Annotated in this window: 15 protein-coding genes and 2 pseudogenes; 8 read left to right on the forward strand and 9 right to left on the reverse strand. The window is 67.1% G+C overall.

From position 1 onward, the window contains the following. Window positions 1–15: 15 nt before the first annotated feature. The 3 genes from KY493_RS00585 (at window position 16) to KY493_RS14365 (ending at window position 6,608) form a co-directional block, all read left to right on the forward strand. Window positions 16–1,002 (forward strand): FecR domain-containing protein, encoded by a 987-nt coding sequence (locus tag KY493_RS00585; protein WP_219897085.1) that lies wholly within the window; start codon window positions 16–18, stop codon window positions 1,000–1,002. Between the two features lie 83 nt (window positions 1,003–1,085). Beyond that, window positions 1,086–4,037, forward strand: a complete 2,952-nt coding sequence (locus KY493_RS00590) for a TonB-dependent receptor (RefSeq protein WP_219897086.1) — start codon at window positions 1,086–1,088, stop codon at window positions 4,035–4,037. 1,683 nt (window positions 4,038–5,720) lie between these two features. Beyond that, a complete protein-coding gene (locus KY493_RS14365) occupies window positions 5,721–6,608 on the forward strand; it encodes a S9 family peptidase (protein ID WP_255568153.1) in 888 nt (295 codons plus the stop codon). Here KY493_RS14365 and KY493_RS14370 read toward each other — a convergent pair. The 3 genes and pseudogenes from KY493_RS14370 to KY493_RS00605 all read right to left on the reverse strand — a co-directional run. Further along, window positions 6,565–8,244 (reverse strand): annotated as a pseudogene (locus KY493_RS14370) (asparagine synthase-related protein); the annotation flags it as partial. The gene KY493_RS14365 and the pseudogene KY493_RS14370 sit on opposite strands and share 44 nt — an antisense overlap. Next, window positions 8,198–8,830, reverse strand: a complete 633-nt coding sequence (locus KY493_RS00600) for a lasso peptide biosynthesis B2 protein (protein ID WP_219897088.1) — start codon at window positions 8,828–8,830, stop codon at window positions 8,198–8,200. The gene KY493_RS00600 and the pseudogene KY493_RS14370, both read right to left, overlap by 47 nt. A gap of 260 nt (window positions 8,831–9,090) precedes the next feature. Further along, window positions 9,091–9,555, reverse strand: a complete 465-nt coding sequence (locus tag KY493_RS00605; RefSeq protein WP_219897089.1) for a helix-turn-helix transcriptional regulator — start codon at window positions 9,553–9,555, stop codon at window positions 9,091–9,093. Between the two features lie 263 nt (window positions 9,556–9,818). Between KY493_RS00605 and KY493_RS00610 the strand changes: the two genes are divergently transcribed. After that, window positions 9,819–10,436, forward strand: a complete 618-nt coding sequence (locus KY493_RS00610; protein ID WP_219897090.1) for a GntR family transcriptional regulator — start codon at window positions 9,819–9,821, stop codon at window positions 10,434–10,436. Between the two features lie 31 nt (window positions 10,437–10,467). On the opposite strand, the gene KY493_RS00615 is transcribed toward KY493_RS00610, so the two are convergent. Together KY493_RS00615 and KY493_RS00620 are read right to left on the reverse strand one after the other, a co-directional pair. Continuing rightward, window positions 10,468–11,070: a GntR family transcriptional regulator gene (locus tag KY493_RS00615; RefSeq protein WP_219897091.1), complete on the reverse strand. Its 603-nt coding sequence runs from the start codon at window positions 11,068–11,070 to the stop codon at window positions 10,468–10,470. A gap of 405 nt (window positions 11,071–11,475) precedes the next feature. Next, window positions 11,476–12,753: a site-specific integrase gene (locus KY493_RS00620; protein WP_219897092.1), complete on the reverse strand. Its 1,278-nt coding sequence runs from the start codon at window positions 12,751–12,753 to the stop codon at window positions 11,476–11,478. A 441-nt stretch (window positions 12,754–13,194) separates the two neighbouring features. Between KY493_RS00620 and KY493_RS00625 the strand changes: the two genes are divergently transcribed. Continuing rightward, the gene (locus KY493_RS00625) at window positions 13,195–14,220 is read left to right on the forward strand and encodes an adenosine kinase (RefSeq protein ID WP_219897093.1); all 1,026 of its coding nucleotides are present in this window, start codon (window positions 13,195–13,197) and stop codon (window positions 14,218–14,220) included. Here the strand turns inward: KY493_RS00625 and KY493_RS00630 are convergent. The 3 genes from KY493_RS00630 to KY493_RS00640 are packed head-to-tail and all read right to left on the reverse strand — an operon-like array spanning window position 14,217 to window position 15,593. Further along, complete coding sequence (locus KY493_RS00630; RefSeq protein ID WP_219897094.1) at window positions 14,217–14,792, reverse strand: Smr/MutS family protein; 576 nt, start codon at window positions 14,790–14,792, stop codon at window positions 14,217–14,219. The two genes, KY493_RS00625 and KY493_RS00630, sit on opposite strands and share 4 nt — an antisense overlap. Continuing rightward, window positions 14,789–15,022, reverse strand: coding sequence for a helix-turn-helix transcriptional regulator (locus KY493_RS00635; RefSeq protein WP_219897095.1), 234 nt, complete (start codon window positions 15,020–15,022; stop codon window positions 14,789–14,791). The genes KY493_RS00630 and KY493_RS00635 overlap by 4 nt, the downstream gene beginning before the upstream one ends. A gap of 28 nt (window positions 15,023–15,050) precedes the next feature. Then, window positions 15,051–15,593 (reverse strand): DUF2975 domain-containing protein, encoded by a 543-nt coding sequence (locus KY493_RS00640; RefSeq protein ID WP_255567943.1) that lies wholly within the window; start codon window positions 15,591–15,593, stop codon window positions 15,051–15,053. A gap of 528 nt (window positions 15,594–16,121) precedes the next feature. Here KY493_RS00640 and rdgB point away from each other — a divergent pair. After that, complete coding sequence (gene rdgB, locus KY493_RS00645) at window positions 16,122–16,721, forward strand: RdgB/HAM1 family non-canonical purine NTP pyrophosphatase (RefSeq protein ID WP_219897097.1); 600 nt, start codon at window positions 16,122–16,124, stop codon at window positions 16,719–16,721. Continuing rightward, window positions 16,714–17,886, forward strand: a complete 1,173-nt coding sequence (gene hemW / locus KY493_RS00650) for a radical SAM family heme chaperone HemW (protein ID WP_219897098.1) — start codon at window positions 16,714–16,716, stop codon at window positions 17,884–17,886. The genes rdgB and hemW overlap by 8 nt, the downstream gene beginning before the upstream one ends. A gap of 7 nt (window positions 17,887–17,893) precedes the next feature. On the opposite strand, the gene KY493_RS00655 is transcribed toward hemW, so the two are convergent. Further along, window positions 17,894–19,159, reverse strand: coding sequence for an MFS transporter (locus KY493_RS00655; protein WP_370627339.1), 1,266 nt, complete (start codon window positions 19,157–19,159; stop codon window positions 17,894–17,896). Window positions 19,160–19,380: 221 nt separating this feature from the next. Between KY493_RS00655 and dapE the strand changes: the two are divergent. Then, window positions 19,381–20,411: pseudogene (gene dapE / locus KY493_RS00660) on the forward strand (succinyl-diaminopimelate desuccinylase). The last annotated feature ends 16 nt before the right edge of the window (window positions 20,412–20,427 follow it).

The raw sequence follows: 20,427 nt of genomic DNA on the forward strand, positions 1-20,427 counted from the left end.
CGGATGGGGAGCGCCATGAGCGACCCGCAAAGCGAGACGGGCGTTGCGGACCGTGAAGCGGCCGAGTGGCATGTCCGTCTCGGCGAACGTCCCGTGTCCGCCGCCACGCTCCAAGCGTTCAAGACTTGGCGGGAGACGCCTGCCAACGCCGACGCCTATCGGCGAGTCGAGACCCTGTGGCGCACCACAGGTTCCTTGCGCGCCGACGCCGACATCCGAGCGCTGACGCAGGAGACGCTCCGGACCTCGCGGCCCCGTACCGGACGCTTCTGGATCCGGCGAGGTCTTCCGGCCGTAGCAGTCGGGATTTCGGTGCTCGTCGCCGCCGTTGCGCTGTTTCTGTGGCTGCCGACCCGAAACCTCTACTCAACCGAAGTGGGGGGCCAGCGTCTCGTCAGACTCGGCGACGGCACCCGGATCCAGCTCGATACGAACACCCGTCTGAGGATCAGATATCGATCAGCAGAGCGCCGCGTGATCCTTGAACAAGGCCAGGCTCTGTTCACCGTCGCCTCCGATGCGGCCAGGCCGTTCAGGGTGGCTGCGGGCGAGACGGAAGTCACGGCCCTGGGCACGGTGTTCGACGTACGGCGCGAGGCCGTGGGAGTCCGCGTTACGCTGGTCGAAGGCGCGGTCGCGGTGAGCGAGGGCGCGTCGGCCGAGGCGAGGCGCTGGCGCCTGACCGCCGGACAGCAGGTCCGCACATCGCGAACCAATCCGGCGCCGCGCAGGGTCGATCCGGAGGTGGAGACCAGCTGGTCCGAAGGTCGCCTCGTGTTCCGCAACGCGCCGCTGCGCGATGCTGTGGCGGAGGTCAACCGCTACCTGCCGGACAAGATCGTCCTGGCCGCAGAGGCCGCGGCCGAGGTGCCGGTGAACGGCGTGTTCGCCTCGGGCGATCGCGACGCCTTTGTTTCAGCCGTATCCGACCTTTTCGGCCTCAGCGTCCACCCCGAGGCGGACGGCGGGGTCCGTCTCGGCGCACCCTCCGCAGGCGGATAAATAATTCCATCGCCGCACTCAGATGAGGTGACTGCGCTGCGTCTCCTGTTCGACGCGACCTTGCGTCGGAGGGGACTGAACCGATGACCATCCGCACCCGCAGCCTCTTGGCCGGCGTCGCGCTCGTACCGATCGTGTCGGCGGCGTTCGCGACAACCGCGTGCGCCCAGGCCGCCGCGCGCGACTTCAACATCGCGGGCGGACCGCTGGACAGCGCTCTTATGGCCTATGCCAGGCAGGCGGACGTGCAACTGCTCTATCCGACGGACCTGGCGGCGGGCCTGCGGACCGGAGGCGTTGTCGGCCGGCATGCGCCGGAGGCGGCGCTGGAGCGGCTGTTGGCCGGCACCGGCGTTGCCTGGTCACGCAGCCGGCCGGGCGTGATTGTGCTGCGGCGCGGTCAAAGCGAACGCTTAGCCGCTGGCGAGGCGACGGAAATCGACGAGATCGTCGTCACCGGCACCTTGATCCGAGGCCCTGCGGAGACGGCGTCGCCGGTGGTTACGCTCACGGCCTCCGCCATCGACCAGGCGGGTCATGGGTCCATCGCCGAGGCGCTGCAGGCTTTGCCCCAGAACTTCGGAGGGTCGGCCACGCCCACCACCTTCCTGACCGCGTCCGACGTCGGAGGGTCCAACAGCACCCTCTCGACGGGCGTCGACCTGCGCGGGCTGGGGCCCGATTCCACGCTGGTGCTTGTCGATGGTCGTCGCCTGGCCGGAACCGGCAGCCGAGGCGAATTCACCGATGTCTCGGCCATTCCCAATGCGGCCGTAGAACGAGTCGATGTCCTGCTCGACGGCGCATCGGCGCTCTACGGTTCGGACGCGGTGGGCGGCGTGGTCAACATCGTCCTCAGGCGGGCTTTCGAGGGACAGGAAAGCCGGGCGCGCATCTCCGCCGCCCAAGGCGGCGCCGAAGAGGTTATGGCATCTCATGTCGTCGGCCGACGCTGGAGCAGCGGCGCCGCCCTGTTGTCATACGAGTATCGGGACCAGTCAGCCCTGTCGGGGTCTGACCGGGCGTTTACCGCCACAGGCGACCTGAGGCCCTTTGGCGGAACCGATCGCCGCGCCATCTTCTCCTCGCCAGGCAACCTGGTGGTGTTCGACCCCGTGCAGGCCGGCTATGTGGCGACCCACGCGATCCGACCGACTGTGGGCAGCGTGGCTCGCACGGCCGCGGATTTCGTCGCCGGCGCGGCCAACCTGTCCAACCGCCGTGAAGGCGCGGATATCATCCCCTCCCAGGAACGACATGCTGTTTACGGACGAGTTCGGCAGGATATCGGGGAGCGGTTGTCCCTTTCGGCGGATCTGCGGTTCAGCGATCGGGAGTTCGCCTTCGCCAACCTGGCGCCTTCGGAGATCCTGACGGTCACGCGCGCCAATCCGCACTTCGTGTCGCCTACCGGAGCGACCGTGCATCAGCTGGCCTACAGCTTCATCAACGACCTTGATCCCGCCTATGTCGAGGGCGAGTCCAGAAGCATCGGCGTGACCGCCGGCTTTGACGTCGCGCTGCCGAAAGACTGGAACCTGGCCGCCTATGCGGCCTGGGCCGAGGAGAAAAGCCACGTCACCACGCCGCGGCTTCACTATAGCCGCCTCTACGAGGCGTTGGGCCTCACCGCAGACAATCCCGGCACCGCCTACATCGCCGCCCGCGACGGCTACTTCAACCCATTCGGCAGCGGAGGCGCCAATGCGCCGATCGTCACCGACTTCATCTTCACAGGTTTCAGTCGGGCGCAAAACCGTGGCCGGGTCTCCACCGCCAATGCCTTGGCGGATGGGACGCTTCTGTCCCTGCCGGCCGGCGACCTGAAGCTGGCGATCGGCGCTCAGGTTCGCCGGGAGGCGTTCGAGCGCTCCAACGAGACCTTCACCTCAGGCCTTGCGCCCTCCACCAGCTTCATCACGCCTCAGGTTCGGGATATCGCCGCGGTCTTCGCGGAAGCCCGCATTCCCCTGATCAGCGAGCGTAACGCTCGTCCGGGACTTCAGCGGCTTGAGGTGTCGGTCGCCGCGCGAACGGAACATTACGAAGACTTTGGAAGCTCGACCAATCCCAAGGTCGGCGTCATCTGGTCCCCGGCCGAGGCGCTGAACCTGCGAGCGAGCTGGGGCACGTCCTTTCGGGCGCCCTCGCTCAACGAACTCAATGAGGCGGTCGTGATCGGCGCGACCTCGACCACGGAGAACGGCGTCGAAAAGCTGGCCGTGATCCAGCTCGGGGGCAATACCGATCTCGACCCGGAAACGGCCGAGACCCTGACCGTTGGTTTCGAATACCATCAGCCGCAGGGTTGGCGGATCAACGCCTCCTATTTCGACATCCGGTTCGAGGACCGGATCGGCCGCCCTGTCGCGGAAAACATCGACAACGCCCTGGCTGATCCCAACCTCGCGGCCTTTGTCCGACGTGTGGATCCCTCGATCCCGGCGGACTTGGCCGTGATTGACGCCCTGATCACCGATCCCCGGTTTGTCCCGCCGGGCCTTTATCCCGCCAGCGCCTACTCTGCGATCTTCGACGCGCGCTGGCTGAACACCGGAGACCTTCGTGTGAAGGGCGTCGATCTTGGCCTCGGCAGGGGCTTCGCGATCGGCGCGGACCGTGTCGATGTCGATCTCTCCGCCTCCTGGCTTCTGGAGTACAGCCGCAAGCTCACGCCTCTGGCGACGCGGGACGAGCTGCTGGATGTGGCGGGCTATCCGGTTGACCTGCGCCTCAGGGCCGGCGCGACATGGACGCGAAACAGCTGGTCCGCGCGAGCTGGGCTCAACTATGTCGACGCCTACAGCGATCCACTCGGTCCCCGCATTGATCGATGGCTGACGGCCGACGCGCAGCTGCGCTGGGCGCCGGATCGAGCGTTTGGAGCGTCGGGTGTCGAAATCGCCCTCAACGTCAGGAACATCCTGGACGAAGCGCCGCCGTTCTATGACTCTGCATCCGGCGACGGCTATGACGCGGGTCAGGCCGATGCGCTCGGCCGGGTGGTCTCGCTGCAGCTGACCCGTCGCTGGTGACGGGCCATGCACTGCATCGTTTGGCGGCTCGCCAGCGCCTTGACGCTGGCGGCCTGCCTGTTGTGGGGCGGCCTTGTCCAGGCCGAAGCCGGCGGTCGTTCTTACTCAATCGACGACCTCCTGAACCAGGCGGCGTTCGGTGCGGCGACGATCGATCCTGGCGAGCGGTGGGTCGTGTTCGAGCGGCAGGCGCCCTATTCGGAGACGCCGCGCTTCGATTACGGCGCCTTCTCGCGAGCGGCGACGAACCGCCTATGGGTGGCGGATGCCGCCGCGAACCGGCCGGCGCAGCTCCTGATCCCGTCTGAAGGGGTCGGCCATGTGATCGGCGACTGGTCGCCGTCCGGGCGGCGTTTGCTGATCTACCGCCTGCGGGGCGGTCAGTGGCGGGCGGGAGTGGTCGAGATGGCGACGCGCACGGTCCGCTGGCTGGATGTGCGGCCCGACGCGCCCGGCGTGGGACGGGTGGCGCAATGGCGATCCGACGACGAACTGGTCCTGATTGACCGCAAGGATGACGCCCTTCCATACGTCATCGGCTGGGATGCGGGCGCCCTGCGGCTGACCCGGGAACGGTGGGCGGCTCAGGTTTCCGGCGAGCGTCCGAGCGCGACGTTGATGGGCGCGGGGCGCTTTGCTGATTCCACTCCTCTGTCGCCGGATGTGGACATCGTCCACCTGGAGGTGTCGACGGGGCGCAAGCGGCGTCTTTCGACCGGCCGGTTCGTCGATCTTGAGTTGTCTCCGGACGGGCGGCGCCTTGCCGCCTTGACGCAGGGCGCCGAGCCGCCGGTTGATCCGGATCGGCCCTTGTGGCCGGTGGACAAGCCGGAGCGGCGTCACCTTCAGATCATCGACCTGCGGACAGGTGAGATCAGCCGTCCTTGCGCCACCTGCTCGGCGGCGCCCCATCTGATGAGCTGGTCGCCGGACAGCACCCGGGTCCTGGTGTGGCTGCCGGGTGTGGAAGGTCCCGCATCCGGCGAACTCGCGGCGCTTCGGGCAGATGGCGGGGTGGAGATCTTTGGACGCTTCGGCCTCGAACCGGACGTTTCCGCGACTCAGGTCGCCAGTTTCACGGCGGTGCGCGCGCTGTGGCAGGGTGACCGGGCGGTGCTTCGCGCCAGACGCGGATCGGCAGAGCGGTTCGACTGGTTCCGTCTGGAGCCGGATCGTGCGGTAAACCTCTCGGCAGACCTCTCAACTTCACCCGCCCGCATCGAAGGGATCGACGGCCGTGATCTGCTCGCGGTCGCCGACGGCGCCGCTTGGCGGATGGGACCGGACGGCGCTCTCAGCCGCCTGACCCCGCCGAGCGGGCTGACGCCGTTCGCGCCGTTCAGCGCCCTGACCATTCCGCGCTTGCGCTACAACACGCCCGGCCGGTTCAATGAGGTGTTTGCTGTCGATCGAAACGGTTGGCTGCGATCGATCGAGGATCGGCCGCCCGCGTCGGCTGTCGCGGATGCAGGGCTCCTGGTCACAGCGCGCGTCGGCAGGGGCCGGACGGTAGTCGAGGAGACGACGCGCAACGGAATGCGGACCCTGGTGCTTCGGCGCGCTGACGCCGAGCCGCGCGTTCTGGCCACCCTCAACGCCTATCTGTCGGAAGTCGATTTCGCCAAGCCCCTGGCCGTGCCTCACACGGGTCCGGATGGCCAGGCGCTGACGAGCTGGCTATATATGCCGACCACCCCTGTGGCTGGTCGGACGCCCTTGGTGGTCCTCGCCTACCCTGGCCGCCTGGAGACGCCGCAGCGCGACCCGGCGGAATTCGTGACGGAGCTGAACTTTCAGCAGCTCACAGCTGCTGGATATGCAGTCCTCCGGCCAAGCCTGCCACGCCCCTTTTATCCCGCCGAACCGGCGGCTGGTCTGGCGGATCAACTGCTTGCGGTCGTCGACCAGGCGCTGCGCGAGCATCCCGAACTCGACGGCGACCGGCTTGTTTATTGGGGCCACAGCTTTGGCGGATACGGCGGACTGGCGGTTGCGACCCAGACGCGCCGTTTTCGCTCGATCATTGTTCAGGCCTCGGTAGCGAACCTGTTCCAGAAATGGGGTGAGTTCGCGCCCTGGAACCGGGCCGATCCACGATGGGGGACGTCGATGCGGCCCGACCAGGGATGGGTCGAGATGAGTCAGGGCGGCATGGGGGCGCCGCCCTGGGCGGACCCCGACCGCTATGCCCGCAACTCCCCGCTGCTCCAGGCCGACCGCATAGAGACTCCGATCCTGATCATGAAGGGAGAACGCGACACGGGGCTGGGACAGTCGGAGTCGATGTATGCGGCGCTCTGGCGCCAGAACAAGGATGTCCGCCTGATCACCTGGTGGGGGGAGGGCCATACGGTGGAGAGCCCGGCCAATCTCCGCGAGATGTATCGGCAGATCCTGCGCTGGCTGGCGGAGACAGCCCCGCCTTCCGCCGGTCCGCCTCATGACCTTCGCGGGCCAGCCATCGCCGAAGCCAGCTTTCCACCACGGCGGCCGAGGTCAGCTGAACGCCGCCTCCCGCCCACATCAGGTGATCGCGGTCGAGCAGGGCTTCGGCGCGTCGACGATCAATGACGCCTTTGCCGACCAGAAGGCCATCGAGAAGATGCTCTCGCAGGAATGGGAGGCTGGCCGCGGCTTCACGCTCGAACGTGGCCGTGTAGTCGCCCTTTGATCGTCGCCAGGTCACTTCAGCCGGCAGGCTGTCCGCAAAGGCGGCGCGCGCGAGGCGCCGGTCGGTCGATCCGCCGGTCAGCACGGGCGTCGGGATGCGCATTATCCACTCGACCAGAGGCTGAGCCATCAGAGGATGGATCAGGTCCACCACATCTGTGCGCCGGCAGGCGGTCACATAGGCGAGGTTGGAAATCAGCGCTTGGAGCTGGAGCTGCTTGCCGGGACCCAAACCATCGCCATCGACAGCCCAGGGATGCCGGGTCCCACGATGATCGGCATGCGCGTCGGCGAGAAGCGGGTTCGCCGCCGAGGCGTTGTATGCGGGCTTCTGTCTCCAGGCCTCCCGAAGCACACTCCAGGCTGAACGGCGGGTCCACCGGGCCACGTCGGCGAGCTGCGGAGAAAAGACCGCGCGTACACCACGTTCCCGCCAGAGATCTCCAAAGACGGCGACCGATGCGCCTTGGTAGAAGAGGGCGTCCCCGCCCTTGCCAGTGGACAGGGCGTCCAGCTGCGCCTGTCGGCAGCCGTCCGCGATGAGCGCGTCGAACACGGGATCGGCCCCGTTGTACCCAGGACGCAGGCCGCCTGCGGTGCGCGCCAGCACCTCCGCCTCCAGCGCCTGCTCCACTCTTTGAACATAGGTCAGCCGGACCCCGAGACGTTCCGCTACCGCCGCGGCATAGGGCCGTTCGTCGGTCTCCGGTCGTTCCGATCGAACGTTGAGCCAAAGCGCTGAGCGGTCCCGGCGGGCGCCGAGCGCGGTCGCGACAATGGCGGAGTCCAATCCCCCCGAAATCTCCGCCCCCAGCCGGCCGACTTCGCCCGCCAAGGCCGTAACGCAGCCTTCGACCCGTTCCCTCAGCCCCTCGCGCGCGACATCGGGATCCCACAGGTCCGGTGGGCTTCCGCCCGGGCGCCAGACTTGTTCCCGCCGGCCGGTGTCGAGATCGATCATCTCTCCAGCATCAAGGATGGAGATATTCCGGAGGGGAGGCTGGGTCAGACCTACATTCGGGTCGGCAAGCAGGCTTGGCACGCCTTTCCAATCAATTTCGATATCGGGGCAGGCGACGTCCATCAGCCAATCCGGGGTCGATGTGCTGACGACGCACACGCCAGGGACCTGCCAGGCGGCGAGTTCAAATGCGCCCGAAGGATCCCGCAGCGCCGCTCGCAAGGTCCCGTCGCTGTCACGGTCGAGGGCGACATACCGACCCCACCGACAGATTGTCAGGTTCCGAAGTCGACCCAGCCGTCCGCCACTGTTCAAATGCGCCTGAGCAGGCGTCGCGAAGACATCGCCCAGCGCAATCAAGCCACCGTGGAAATCGTGAAGGCGGGGTGGGCGAGGGCCGATGACGCCGATCCATCCTCGGGGCGATTGGGACAAGCTTTGAACGCCTGCGGCGCTCGCGGCGGCGATGATCCGTTTCGCCGCCGGTTCAGCGGCGTCGCGCCACGACAGGGCGACAGTATCGCCCATTTCAGACGGCCATGATCGGCGTGTACTGCGCGATCCGATCTGGATCATCGTCAAGCGCGAATTCGCCGATCTGCAGCCAGCAGTGCGCGCCGAATGGCCAGGTCCTGACGCCGAAGACCCATGCCGCTTCCTCCCCGCGGGACTGGAGAATACGCCGCAGCAGCCATGCCCTGTAGAGGCAAGACCCCTGCGCGGGATCCCAGGGCAATCGCCGCACAAACGCAGACGTCAGACGCGCTACGCTCGCGGGGTCCGCGGCTTTTGGGGCAGGAGAAGGCTGAGGCGCGAGAAGGTCGCTAAGCGAACGCCGTCCGGGTCCATGACGCCAAGCTCCCATCATGCCTTGAACCACGGCGATCTCGTCCCGAAGGCCCGGCCGAGCCGCGTCGAACGCAAGGGCTTGCGCCGGTGGGGCGGGAAGCGGCTGTCTCGACGGTTGGACCATAGAGGTTAGGAGACCGGCTGCCGCGAGATCCTCAAGCAGCTCGGGCCGTCCCTCTACGGAGTTGAGGGTCAGGTCCAGCACTCCGGCGGCTTCGGGAAGGCAGCTGTAGGTGTCGGACCGGGTGTCCAGCACGACCACATCGGCGTCGCACGCTGTCATGAACACGCCATCGGCAATAAACAGGCTCATCTCAGTAAACGTCGGGCGGACGCCGCAAGGCGTCCGCCCGCACGCTCAGGCCATCTGGATGTAGGGGCGCTTGTCGGCCTCAGTAACCAGGTTCTCGAACCCGCCGCGCGTCAGTGTGGAGACGGCGCCAATGGTGAGGGTCCGGATACGGATGCGAGTCATTTCTACCTCCATGATCTGTCGCGGGATGCGACGCCTAATGGAGCGACGGAGGCGCGTTTGCTGCAATCTATATTTGTTGTGTATTCAACCCTGGCGGGTTAGCTCGAAGTGGTCGGCGACTTGCCCGCAATTCGATCTCGGCCTGCATCCAGCCAAGTGGCGGTTTCCTGGCTCCGCAGTCGGTTCTCCGTCTCCAACTTTCGAAATGTCTCGGTGAAGGCCTCGATCAACGCGCGGGGGTCAACGGTCGACAATCGCTCCTCCATGGTCCGCTCGAACTCGCCCAGGGCGATCAGGAAGATCAGCATGAGCTTGTTATCGGCGGTGCGACGAGCGAACTCGATGGATCCCAAGGCAGGCCCGAGCAGCATGGAATAAGGATCGCAGTTGGTGGCGGCGGCGAAGCGGTGGACGTAGTCCAGGTTCACTCGGCCGGAGCCGGCTTCGAAGTACTCGTAGGTTCGTAGGGGAAGGTTCATCGACGTCGCTACCTGCTGCGCCGTCATGTTCCGCCCTCGACGCACCGCTCTCGCCGCCAGGCCGATCGACCGGGCGTCGCTCATTTTCTCCGGCGGTTCGGAAGGCATAGACGATCGACCCCTCTCCCCCAAAGGTGCTGCCTAGATTGTGCTGGATCAATGCTGACGTGTGCAACTTTTGTGAATGAATCCGGCGCGGACCATCCGCCCGCAAGAAATCAGCGGGCCGCATGCCGCCCTTCTGCGGCGCTTCCGACGAAATTTTTCGCAGACGGGGTGGCTCTTCTCGAGAACCATAGAGAGCGATCGGGAGCCGGCCGGGGCCTCGGGTGGATCGGAACTGAACAATGGCGCGAAACCGCGACCCGTTCACCCAGGCGCTGTCGTCGTTGCGTGAGCGAATCTATTCGGGAGCCCTGCCGGGCGGATCGCCCGTCATCGTCCAAGACGAGGCAGAGCGGCTGCACCTTTCCACCACGCCGGTGCGCGAGGCGCTTGCGCGCCTGAGCGGCGAGGGGCTGGTGGAGAGAGCGACGTTGGGTGGCTATGTCACGGCGAGGCTTGACGCCCCAGCGGCGCGCGACCGCTACGCCATGCACGCCCAATACGTGCGGATCGCAATCGAACTCAACGGCCGAGCACTGGGCTCGCTCCGGCCCCCTCCGCCGCGCTTCGAAGCCGAGGACCCCACCGCAGCGGCGACCCGACTTTTCTCTTCCATCGTCTGCAGCGCGGGTAATCAGGTGCTCTGGAGCGCTTACCAAAAGGTCGATGGTCAGCTTGATCTGGTGCGAAGGCTTGAAGCCCACCTTTTCGACGACCTGTCCGCCGAGGCGACCGCCCTCTACAAGGTCTACGCGGAGGAAACCGATCCGGCTTTTTTAGATCTTGTGGCCCGGTATCATGATCGCCGAATTGCGGCGTCCGGTGCTCTGGCTGCACTGGTGCACGCAGGCGCAGGATGAGTGCCCAAACTCGCCCTCGCTTGAAGACTGGTCAGGCGGTCTGAATCAGCAGCATCGAGGCGCGCGCGCAACGCCGCTCATGATGGTCCTCGAGAAGATCAAGCAGTGCAGGTATGTCGCCTTTGTTTATGACCCTGACCATAGCCTGCACAGTCGCGCCATCACCGTAGTCGTTACCCTTCTCGGCCTTGAGAACGGCGCCAAGGCGATCCACCAGGCGCTGATGGGCTAGCGCAAGGGCTGCGTTCGCGGACTGAGTGATGATGGCGTCGAACAGCGTTTGAACGCCGTTCAACGGGTCCACTGACATGACCGCCTTCCGCAGGGGTGCAAGACCTCGTGGGTGGAGCGTCAAGGCGGCGTGCAGATAGGCTAGCTGGAGTTCGAACAGGTCAATGACTTCGGAGGCGGTGAGCGCCGGGTAGAAGTAGCCGCGTCCGCGGCGACGCTCGATCAGCCCTTGTCCCGCCAAACATGCCAAGGCTTCCCGGACGGGCGTTGGGCTGAAACCGACTTCTGCGGCTAAGTCCGTCACGACGATGGGCTCTCCGGGCACGAACCGCCCGGCCTCGGCGAGTCGCCTCACTGCGCCGAGAGCGGCCCCATAGGGATCGCGCGGCTGAACCGAATGCATCTCGCCCTCCGATGTCTATGGGCGGACCAGACAGGGCAGAAACGCCGGTCCTATGCTGTGGATTGATGCAAATATCTTTCACAATGGGCAAGTATATATTCAGACCGCAGATCTGCCGCTTCATGCCCGCAACTTCATTGCGGGTTGGGGCGTCCAGATTCAGGTTCGAGCTCTACCAGAATCGTATGCTGTTCTGATCTTGTTGCGATGCTTCGCGAGTGGGCTGATGCCCCACGACGCATGCGCCATTTGGGCGATCTCAGGCCGAAGGTTGCAGATCTTGTGGCGCACAAGCTGACGACCATGCGGCCGGTTGCGCGCGATCCCGCCGCCTCTTTTCGATGCCGACAGCGCGCGCGGGCTGTGCGCAGCACCGATGCGAGCTGTACCCGGTCCGAAGAGCCTTCAGCTCTCAAGCGATGACAAGTGATTGGCCCATTGGACCAGCGCCGCCCGCTTCTCCGGAATGTAGCTGTGGCGATCATATACGCTTGTGACGGCAGCGCCTTCGCGAGCGGTGTGACCCAGCAGGAAGCCCACGACGAGCCGGCTGACGCCGTACCGGCCAACCAGGGTTGTTGCGCCGGACCTGCGGATGTCGTGCGGTGAGCCGGCGGCGATCTGGTGCCGCTTGCAAATCCTAGCCACCGCGCGCGTCACGGCATGCGGGTCGAGGTGGGCGCCTTTGACCTGTTGGGAAGGGAACACGAACGGCGATTTGGGGTGGAGGTCGCGGGCCGCTAGCAGAACGGCCAGCGAGGAGGGAGAGAGGGGAACGACGTGAAGATGTCGCGCCTTGGCGCGTTCCGATGGGATGGTCCAAAGGCCTGCATTGAGATCGATCTCGGCCCATCGCGCGCCTGCCGCCTCCGACCGTCGCGTCAGGGTCAACATCAGGAGCTGAAGAGCCAACCCCATCTCCGGCTCCAGCCGCGCATGTTTGTCGGCCTTGTTATGCCCGTCGAACCTCAAGGGTGAAGCGTTCTTCGCCGCGCGCTGGAGGATCGCCAGACCTTCGTCGTTGAACATGCGGTCGCGGGACGTCAAGGCCAGGGGCTGAGCCAGGCCCACAGCCGGATTGGCCTCAAGCCGCTCCTCGTGCACCGCGAAGCCGAGAATGGATTGAAGAAGCGAGCCGACACCAGCAACGCTGCTTGGACTCAGTCCGCTGTCAAGGGCGAGATCCCGCATGAAGATGCGGACATCGGCGCGCTTGATCTCGGCAAAACGGCGTGATCCCATGGCTCGCTCAAGATGGTTTTTCCAGAAACCCTTCTCCTTCTGGATCGTCACCTCGCGTTTGGGGCGCCGTCTCCCGCCATGAAGTCCTCGCGCTGCGGCTCTCCAATAGGCGTCAGCAAGCTCTGACAGGGTTTCTCCTGTCCTGGCCTTTTCCCGCGCTTCGGCGCGTCGGGCGGCAGGATCGTCGCCATCGACAACGCTGACCCGCAGCGCCGCCGCCTTGGCTCTTGCCAAAGAAAGGCCGATGTCGGGGTAGGCTCCCAGCGGGTGGCGTCGACGCAAGCCGTTGTTGGCCGTATAGCGGAATTCGAAGTTTTTCGTGCCGGTTGGGAAAACGCGCAGACAGAGGCCTCGGCTGCTCTGGATCCCGACCTCGTACAGCTTGTCGCGCGGCTTCAAGGCGGCGATTTGGCGGTCCGTGCTGATCTGATTGGTTGGCATGGGAGTTCGCTCTGCGGTCGACGACTGACCCCTACGATGTGCCTGTAGTGGGGCGTCACTGGGGCGGCGAAAACCGAACTGGGGGAACAACCGTGAAACTGAGGCAAAACCGGAAACTGTTTGTCTTCCGTGGGTTGCACCCGCGTGAGACCGTCTGAAACGGCTTCGGTGGCGTTCACACCGAGGGGGTCACAGGTTCAATCCCTGTCGCATCCACCACGCCCGTCTCCTGCCTTGTCGATGGCTGTCGATCTGGCGTGGAGAGGGCGATGAAGCTCTCCAGCCTGGTTGTCGCCCTCGTCATGATCGTCACGACGGCGGGGTATCCGCAAGCGGCTCAAAGTTCCGCCATTCCAGAGCCGCGCCTTGTTTCGGAAATCCGGCCGTTCGAACCCTCTAGTCGTGCTGGCGCAAGACCGCTTGTCCCGTTATGGGCGGCGCATGACCCAGCTCGCTTCCTCCGCCCGCTTCGACGTCTGCGCCGTCGGCAACGCCATCGTGGACGTGCTGAGCCCGTGCGATGACGCCTTTCTGACGGCGCAGGGCCTGGCGCCCGGCTCGATGCAACTGGTGGACGCCGACCAGAGCGCGGCGCTGTATGACGCCATGGCGGCCGGGGTCGAGGCGTCCGGCGGATCGGCCGGAAATACGGTGGCCGGCGTCGGATCGTTCGGCGGGCGGGCGGCCTATGTCGGCAAGGTGGCCGCGGACACGCTGGGCGAGGTGTTCAGCCACGACATCCGCGCCGTCGGCGTCCACTTCGACACACCCGCGCTGGAGGACGGCGCCGAGCGCGGCTTCGGCACCGGACGCTGCCTGATCAACGTCACGCCGGACGGCCAGCGGACCATGGCCACCTTCCTGGGCGCCGCGAACCAGCTGTTCGCCGACGACATCGACGCCGCCGTGATCGGCGACAGCGCCATTGTCTATCTGGAAGGCTATCTGTTCGATCCGCCGCACGCGCGCGCGGCGTTCGAGCGCGCGGCCGAGATCGCGCACGCGGCGGGCCGCAAGGTGGCGATCACCCTGTCCGACACCTTTGTGGTCGCGCGCTGGCGGGCCGAGTTGCTGGCCTTTATCGAGGCGTCGGCCGACATCGTCCTGGCCAACGAAGGCGAGCTGGCGGCGCTGTTCGAGACGGAAGATTTCGACGCGGCGGCGCAGAAGCTCTCCGCCATCGTCGAGACCGCCGCGATCACGCGCGGCGCGTCCGGCTCGGTGATCCTGCGCGGCGAAGAACGCGTGGCGGTCGCCGCCTTCCCGGTCGACAAGGTGGTGGACACCACCGGCGCCGGCGACCAGTACGCGGCCGGGGTGCTGCTGGGCCTGGCGCGCGGCCTGCCGCTGGATCAGGCGGGCGCACTGGGATCGCTGGCGGCGTCGGAAGTGATCGCCCACTGGGGTCCGCGTCCGATGACGCCGCTGGAGAATCTAGCGGCGGAACGCGGACTGGCTGTCGGCTAACCGCGCCGCTTCAGGGTGACGTAGAAGGCGCCTTCGCCGCCATGGCGGCGTCCGGCGGACGAGAAGCCGGACACCACGCCGCGCAGCGCCGCCGCGTGCAGCCATTCCTCGAACGAGGCGCGGATCACGCCGCCGCCCCGGCGCCCCTGGCCGGTGATGACCAGCACGGCGCGCAGGCCCCGCGCCTGACTGCCCAGCAGAAAGGCCCGCAACTGGTCCTCGGCCTCGAAGCGGCCGAAGCCGTGCAGGTCGATGCGCGCCTCGATCGGATCGCGCTCGCGCACCAGCCGGCGCTGGCGGCGCGGCTCCAGCGTTTCGGGGGCGGGGCGAGATTTGGACGGACGCGACGGAGCGGTCTCCAGCGGCGTCGGTGAAGGCGCTGTGGCGGCGGATGGAGGCCGCTTCGGTGGCGCGGGCTCGGCAGGCGTTGCGACGTCGGGTCCGGCGACCGGCACGCGTTGGGCCTTGCGGACCTTAGGCGGGACCACCGTGCCGGAGACGCGCGCCCAGATGCGGCGGTCCTCGGACGTCAGGCCATTCGCGTCACGCTCGGAGCCGCGGCGGCGGCTCATTCCGGGTCGTCGTCGAAGGCGGGCGGCCCCGGCTCATGCGCCAGCAGGTCGCCCGGCTGGCAGTCCAGTTCCCGGCACAGGGCGTCCAGGGTCGAGAAGCGCACCGCCCGCGCCTTGCCCGTCTTCAGGATCGACAGATTGGCGACGGTCACGCCGACGCGGTCCGCCAGTTCGGTCAGGGACATGCGGCGTTCCAGAAGAACGCGATCAAGGGTCACGCGGATGGCCATGGTCGTCTTGTCGCCTACACCAGTCCGCTCAGATCGTCAGTTCGGATTCGCGCCGCAGCCGGGCGCCTTCGCGAAAGACCTCGGCCAGCACGAAAACGATCAGCACCGAAAAGATCGGCGTCAGCAGCTCTCCGAACCCTTGCGGGTCCATGATGCCGGGGGCGAGCCGGGCGGCGACGAAGCCTTGCGCCACCCACACGCCGCCGGTGACCAGGGCCAGGGTCAGGCCGATCTGGCGCAGGCGGCGCACATTGTTGGGATGAAACGGATCGCCGGCGGTCAGGGTGCGGAAGATCTTGCGCAAGCCCTGCAGGATCAGCATGAAGCCGCCGAAATAGGCGGTCAGGGCGCCGACCCCGAAGACCAGAAGCGGACGGGTCAGCGGCAACTGCCTGCCGTCGCCGTCGCTGGACACGGTGATGTTGAGGTTGGTCATGGGAATAAAGACCGCCACGACCAAGAGGATCAGAAGCGCGCCGGTGATCAGGCCCAGAAGCACCCAGGCCACGTCCAGCACGACCTTGAGGAAGCTGGACAACGAACCGGGACCCATGGTCCGCACGTTTCGCATCCACCCATGGTCCCTGCGCCTTGGGGCGAGCGCCTCGACCGGTCTGATCCGAAACGACTTGGGCGGGCGCATGGAATAAGGCAGGCCTCTTCAGGCCGGAAGACGGGGCGAGAACGCCGCGCGGGGTCCGGCGAACCCCGTCGCGGCGCCATTCATCGCTGTCTTGTGCAAGATCGTCAAAGCTCTCGTTGATCGGAAGGGCGAAGGCGACCGATCAGAGGGCCTGAGCGATCACCGCGACCAGGGCGGTGGGCAGGGCGGCGAGCAGGACGGTGTTCAGGAAGGCGGCGCCGAACTTGTCCATCAGCAGCGAGGCGTTCATCGTATGCATGGCGGGTCTCTTTCCGTGTTTGGGCGGTTCGTGCCCGTGAGTTGAGGTTTGTCGCAAATCTGTTTCAGGCTCTGGCCTGAAGCGGGGGCGGCTCAGTCGCCGTCCTTGAGATAATGAGTAGTCCCGCCCGGGACGTTTTTCACGTTACATATCGTTTATCGGTATTACGTTTTGGCAATGCGAGAGGCCCGTCGGAAATGTTGAAGCTGGTCAAGGGCATGCGGATCGTCGCGGCGACCCACAATCCCGGCAAGGTTCCGGAGATCGCGGCGTTGCTGGGCGGAGATTACGAGATCGTCACGGCCGGACAGCTGAACCTGCCCGAGCCGGAGGAGACGGAGAGCACCTTTTCCGGCAACGCCATGCTGAAGGCGCGTCACGCCGCGCGTCTGTCGGGCGAGGTTTCGCTGGCCGACGATTCGGGACTTTCGGTTGCGGCGCTGGACGGCGCGCCGGGCATATTCTCGGCTCGCTGGGCTGGGCCGAAAAAGGATTTCGCCCTGGCCATGCGCAAGGTCGAGGAGCGGCTGGAGGAGGCCGGCGCAACCGATCGCCGCGCCTGGTTCACCTCGGCCCTGGCGGTGGCCTGGCCGGACGGGCCGTGCGTGGTGGTCGAGGGCGAGGTGCATGGCGAACTCGCCTTTCCGCCGCGTGGCGAACGCGGCTTCGGCTACGATCCGATCTTCCGCCCGGACGGGTTCGACCAGACATTCGGCGAGATGGAGCCGCACGCCAAGGACGCCATGAGCCACCGCGCCCGCGCCTTTGAAAAGCTGAAGGCGGCCCTGATTGACTGACCCGTCGGTAAGTCCGCCTGATCCAGGGACGGACGTCGCCGTCTATGTCCACTGGCCTTATTGCGCGCGCATCTGCCCCTACTGCGACTTCAACGTGGTGCGGGACCGCGGGCGAGCGGAAGAGCAGGCGGCGTTGGTGGAGGCGATCCTCCGGGACCTGCGGACCCAGGCGGCCATGCTGGGGTCCCGCCGGCTCGCCTCGATCTTCTTTGGCGGAGGCACGCCGTCGCTGATGGCGCCGGACGCCGTGGCGAAGATCGTGGAGGAGGCGCAGCGGCTGTTCGCCCCCGCCCGTCCTATCGAGATCACGCTTGAGGCCAATCCGACGGATGCGGAGGCTGGCCGCTTCGCCGAACTGGCGGCGGCGGGGGTGAACCGGTTGTCGATGGGGGTGCAGGCGCTGGACGACGCCTCGCTCCGGTTCCTGGGGCGCAACCACTCGGCGGGCGAGGCGATCCGGGCGGTGGAGACGGCGCGCCGGGCCTTTCCGCGCCTGTCGATCGACCTGATCTATGCGCGGCCGGATCAGACGGTCACGGCATGGACGGCCGAACTGACCCAGGCGCTGGACCTCGGCTTCGAGCATGTGTCGCCATACCAGCTGACGGTGGAGCCGGAGACGGCGTTCGGCCGCGCCCTGCGACGCGGCGCCCTGATCCCGCCGGACGAGGACCAGGCGGCGGCGCTCTACGAGACCACGCAGGAGGTGCTGAGCGCGGCGGGGTTCGAGGCCTATGAGGTGTCCAACCATGCGCGGGGACTGGCGGCGCGATCGGCGCACAATCTGCATGTCTGGCGCGGCGGCGACTACCTGGGCCTGGGACCCGGCGCCCACGGGCGGCTGACGCTTGGGGGCGCACGCACCGCCACCGTCGCGCATCGCCGGATCGGCCACTACGTGACCGGCGTCGGGGCGGGCGAGCCTTGGGCCGAGCGCGAGGCGATGGACGCGGCGGGGGAGGCGGAAGAGCGGGCGCTGCTGGGTCTGCGGACCATCGAGGGCGTGGCGTTGTCGGCGCTTGGGCCGCTGGGTCTCCGAATCGGCGAAGGGCCGATGGCGAGCCTGATCGCCGACCGCTTTCTGCGGGTCGAGGGCGCGCGGCTGGTCGCCACGGAGCAGGGCCGGCCGGTGCTGGACGGGGTGCTGAAAGCCCTGCTGACCTGAGCCGTCGTCAGGTCAGCTTGTCAGCCTTGCGCAGACTGGGAAAGAGCCTGGCCCAGATGCCGGTCGCGGCCAGGGCGCCGATCCCCCCGAAGGCCGCGGCGCCGATGGGTCCCAGGAAGCGCACCGCGACGCCGGAATAGGCCTCGCCCAACTCATTGGAGGCGCCGATGAACAGCATGGACACCGAGCTGACCCGACCGCGCATGTGGTCGGGCGTGGCCAGCTGGATCAGGGTCTGGCGGATGTTGACGCTGACCATGTCGGCCGCGCCCCCGATGAACAGAACCAGGCCGGAGAGACACACGCTCTTGGACAAGCCAAAGGTCAGGGTGCACAGGCCGAACAGGGCGACGGCGGCGAACATCCAGCGCCCGCCATGCCGCACGATGGGCTGGCGGCTGAGATAGACCGCCATCAGCAGGGCGCCGACGCCGAACGCCGCGCGCAGCAGGCCGAACCCTTGCGGCCCCACATGCAGGATGTCCCGGGCGAAGATCGGCGTCAGCAGGGCGACGCCGGCCAGCAGCACCACCACCAGGTCCAGCGAGATCGCGCCCAGCACGATCTTGGTCTTCCAGACATAGGCCAGGCCTTCGCGGACCGCGGCGACCGGCGACAGGGCGTTCGGCTGGACCACCGGCTTGCCGCTGGTGCGGATCAGCAGAAACGCGGCGACGCCCAGCAGAAACAGCCCCATCGACACGGCATAGGCCAGCGGCACATTGACCCCGACGATCACTCCGCCCAGCGCGGGTCCGGCGATGGCGCCGGTCTGAAAGGCGATGGACTGGGCGGCGATGGCGGGCGGCAGCGCCTTTCGGCCCACCACCATCGGCAGAAAGGCCTGGCTGGCCGGCGCCAGAAACGCCCGGGCCGCGCCGAACAGGGCGGCGACCGCCAAGAGGCCCCACAGGGGCGGCGAGCCGTGCAGCGCCATCAGCAGGAATGCGCCGGCGCAGGCCGCCTCGACGATGATCGACAGGGCGACCGTGCGCTTGCGATCGCGCCGGTCCGCCATCGCGCCGGCCGGAAGCGTAAAGGCCAGCAGCGGCAGGAACTGACACAGGCCCACCAGCCCCAGATACAGGCTGGCCTGTTCGATCGGATGATCGCGCCGGGCGATCTCATAGACCTGCCACAACAGGGCCGAGGACTGGATCTGGATGCCCAGCACCGCCATCAAGCGGCCGAGCCACAGCAGGCGGAAATCGCGAATGCCCCACGGGCTGGAGGGACCCTCAGGCGAGGCGGGAGGGGAGGCGGCGTCGGTCACGGGTCTTCTTGCAAGCTCCTGGCGGCGGAAAGGCGAACCCTTCTCGCGGCGGTGCGATCCCCCTAAAGCATCAGGGCATGAGCCGCGCATCAATTCCCGTGATCAATCCCGTCGAACTGTGCCGCGACCTCATCCGCAGGCCTTCGGTCACGCCGGCGGACGCGGGCGCCATGGACGTGCTGCAAGACGTGCTGACGCAACTCGGCTTCGTCTGCCGCCGGATGCGGTTCGAGGACATCGAGAACCTCTATGCACGCCGGGGAACGGCCGGGCCGAACCTCTGCTTTGCAGGTCACACCGACGTGGTGCCGGTGGGCGCCGAGGCGCATTGGAGCGCCGGCCCCTTCGACGGAGAGGTGCGCGACGGCGTGCTGTTCGGCCGGGGCGCGGTGGACATGAAGGGGGGATCGCCGCCTGGGTCGCGGCCGTGTCGCGCGTGCTGACCGAAGGCGAGCCGGAAGGTTCGCTGTCCCTGCTGATCACCGGCGACGAGGAAGGGCCGGCGCTGAACGGCACCAAGCGGGTGGTGGAGGCGCTGCTCGCCGAGGGCGAACGCATCGACGCCTGCGTGGTCGGAGAGCCCTCGTCGGCCCACCTGCTTGGCGACATGATCAAGGTCGGGCGGCGCGGATCGCTGAACACCTGGATCACCGTGCGGGGTCGGCAGGGGCATGTCGCCTATCCGGATCGCGCGGCCAATCCGGCGCCGGTCCTGGCGCGGCTGCTGGCGTCGCTGGACGCGCACGTTCTGGATCGCGGCTATGAGGCCTTTCAGCCGTCGAACCTGGAGATCACCACGATCGACATCGGCAATACCGCCACGAACGTCATTCCGGCCGAGGCGCGCGCGCGGCTGAACATCCGCTTCAATCCGACGCATACGGGCGATGGCCTGATGCAGTGGCTGGACGACATGGCGCGGCAGGCGGAGGCGGCCTCGGGCCTGTCGATCAGCCTTGAGCACCAGTGCTCGGGCGAGGCCTTTCTGACCCAGGCCGGCCCGTTCGTCGCGGCGGTGCAGGATGCGGTCGAGGCGGTGGTCGGTCGTCGCCCCGAGGCCTCCACCACCGGCGGCACCTCCGATGCGCGCTTCATCCGCCAGCTGTGCCCGGTGCTGGAGCTGGGCCTTGTCGGCCAGACCATGCACCAGATCGACGAGCGCGTGCCGACCGCCGAACTTCTGGCGCTGACGGACATCTACCGCCGGGTGATCGGGACGGCGCCGGCGCGGCTGGGCGGCGCCGGGAACTGAGACACGAAAGCTTCGC

Source organism: Brevundimonas sp. PAMC22021 (assembly GCF_019443405.1).
Taxonomy (GTDB): Bacteria; Pseudomonadota; Alphaproteobacteria; order Caulobacterales; family Caulobacteraceae; genus Brevundimonas.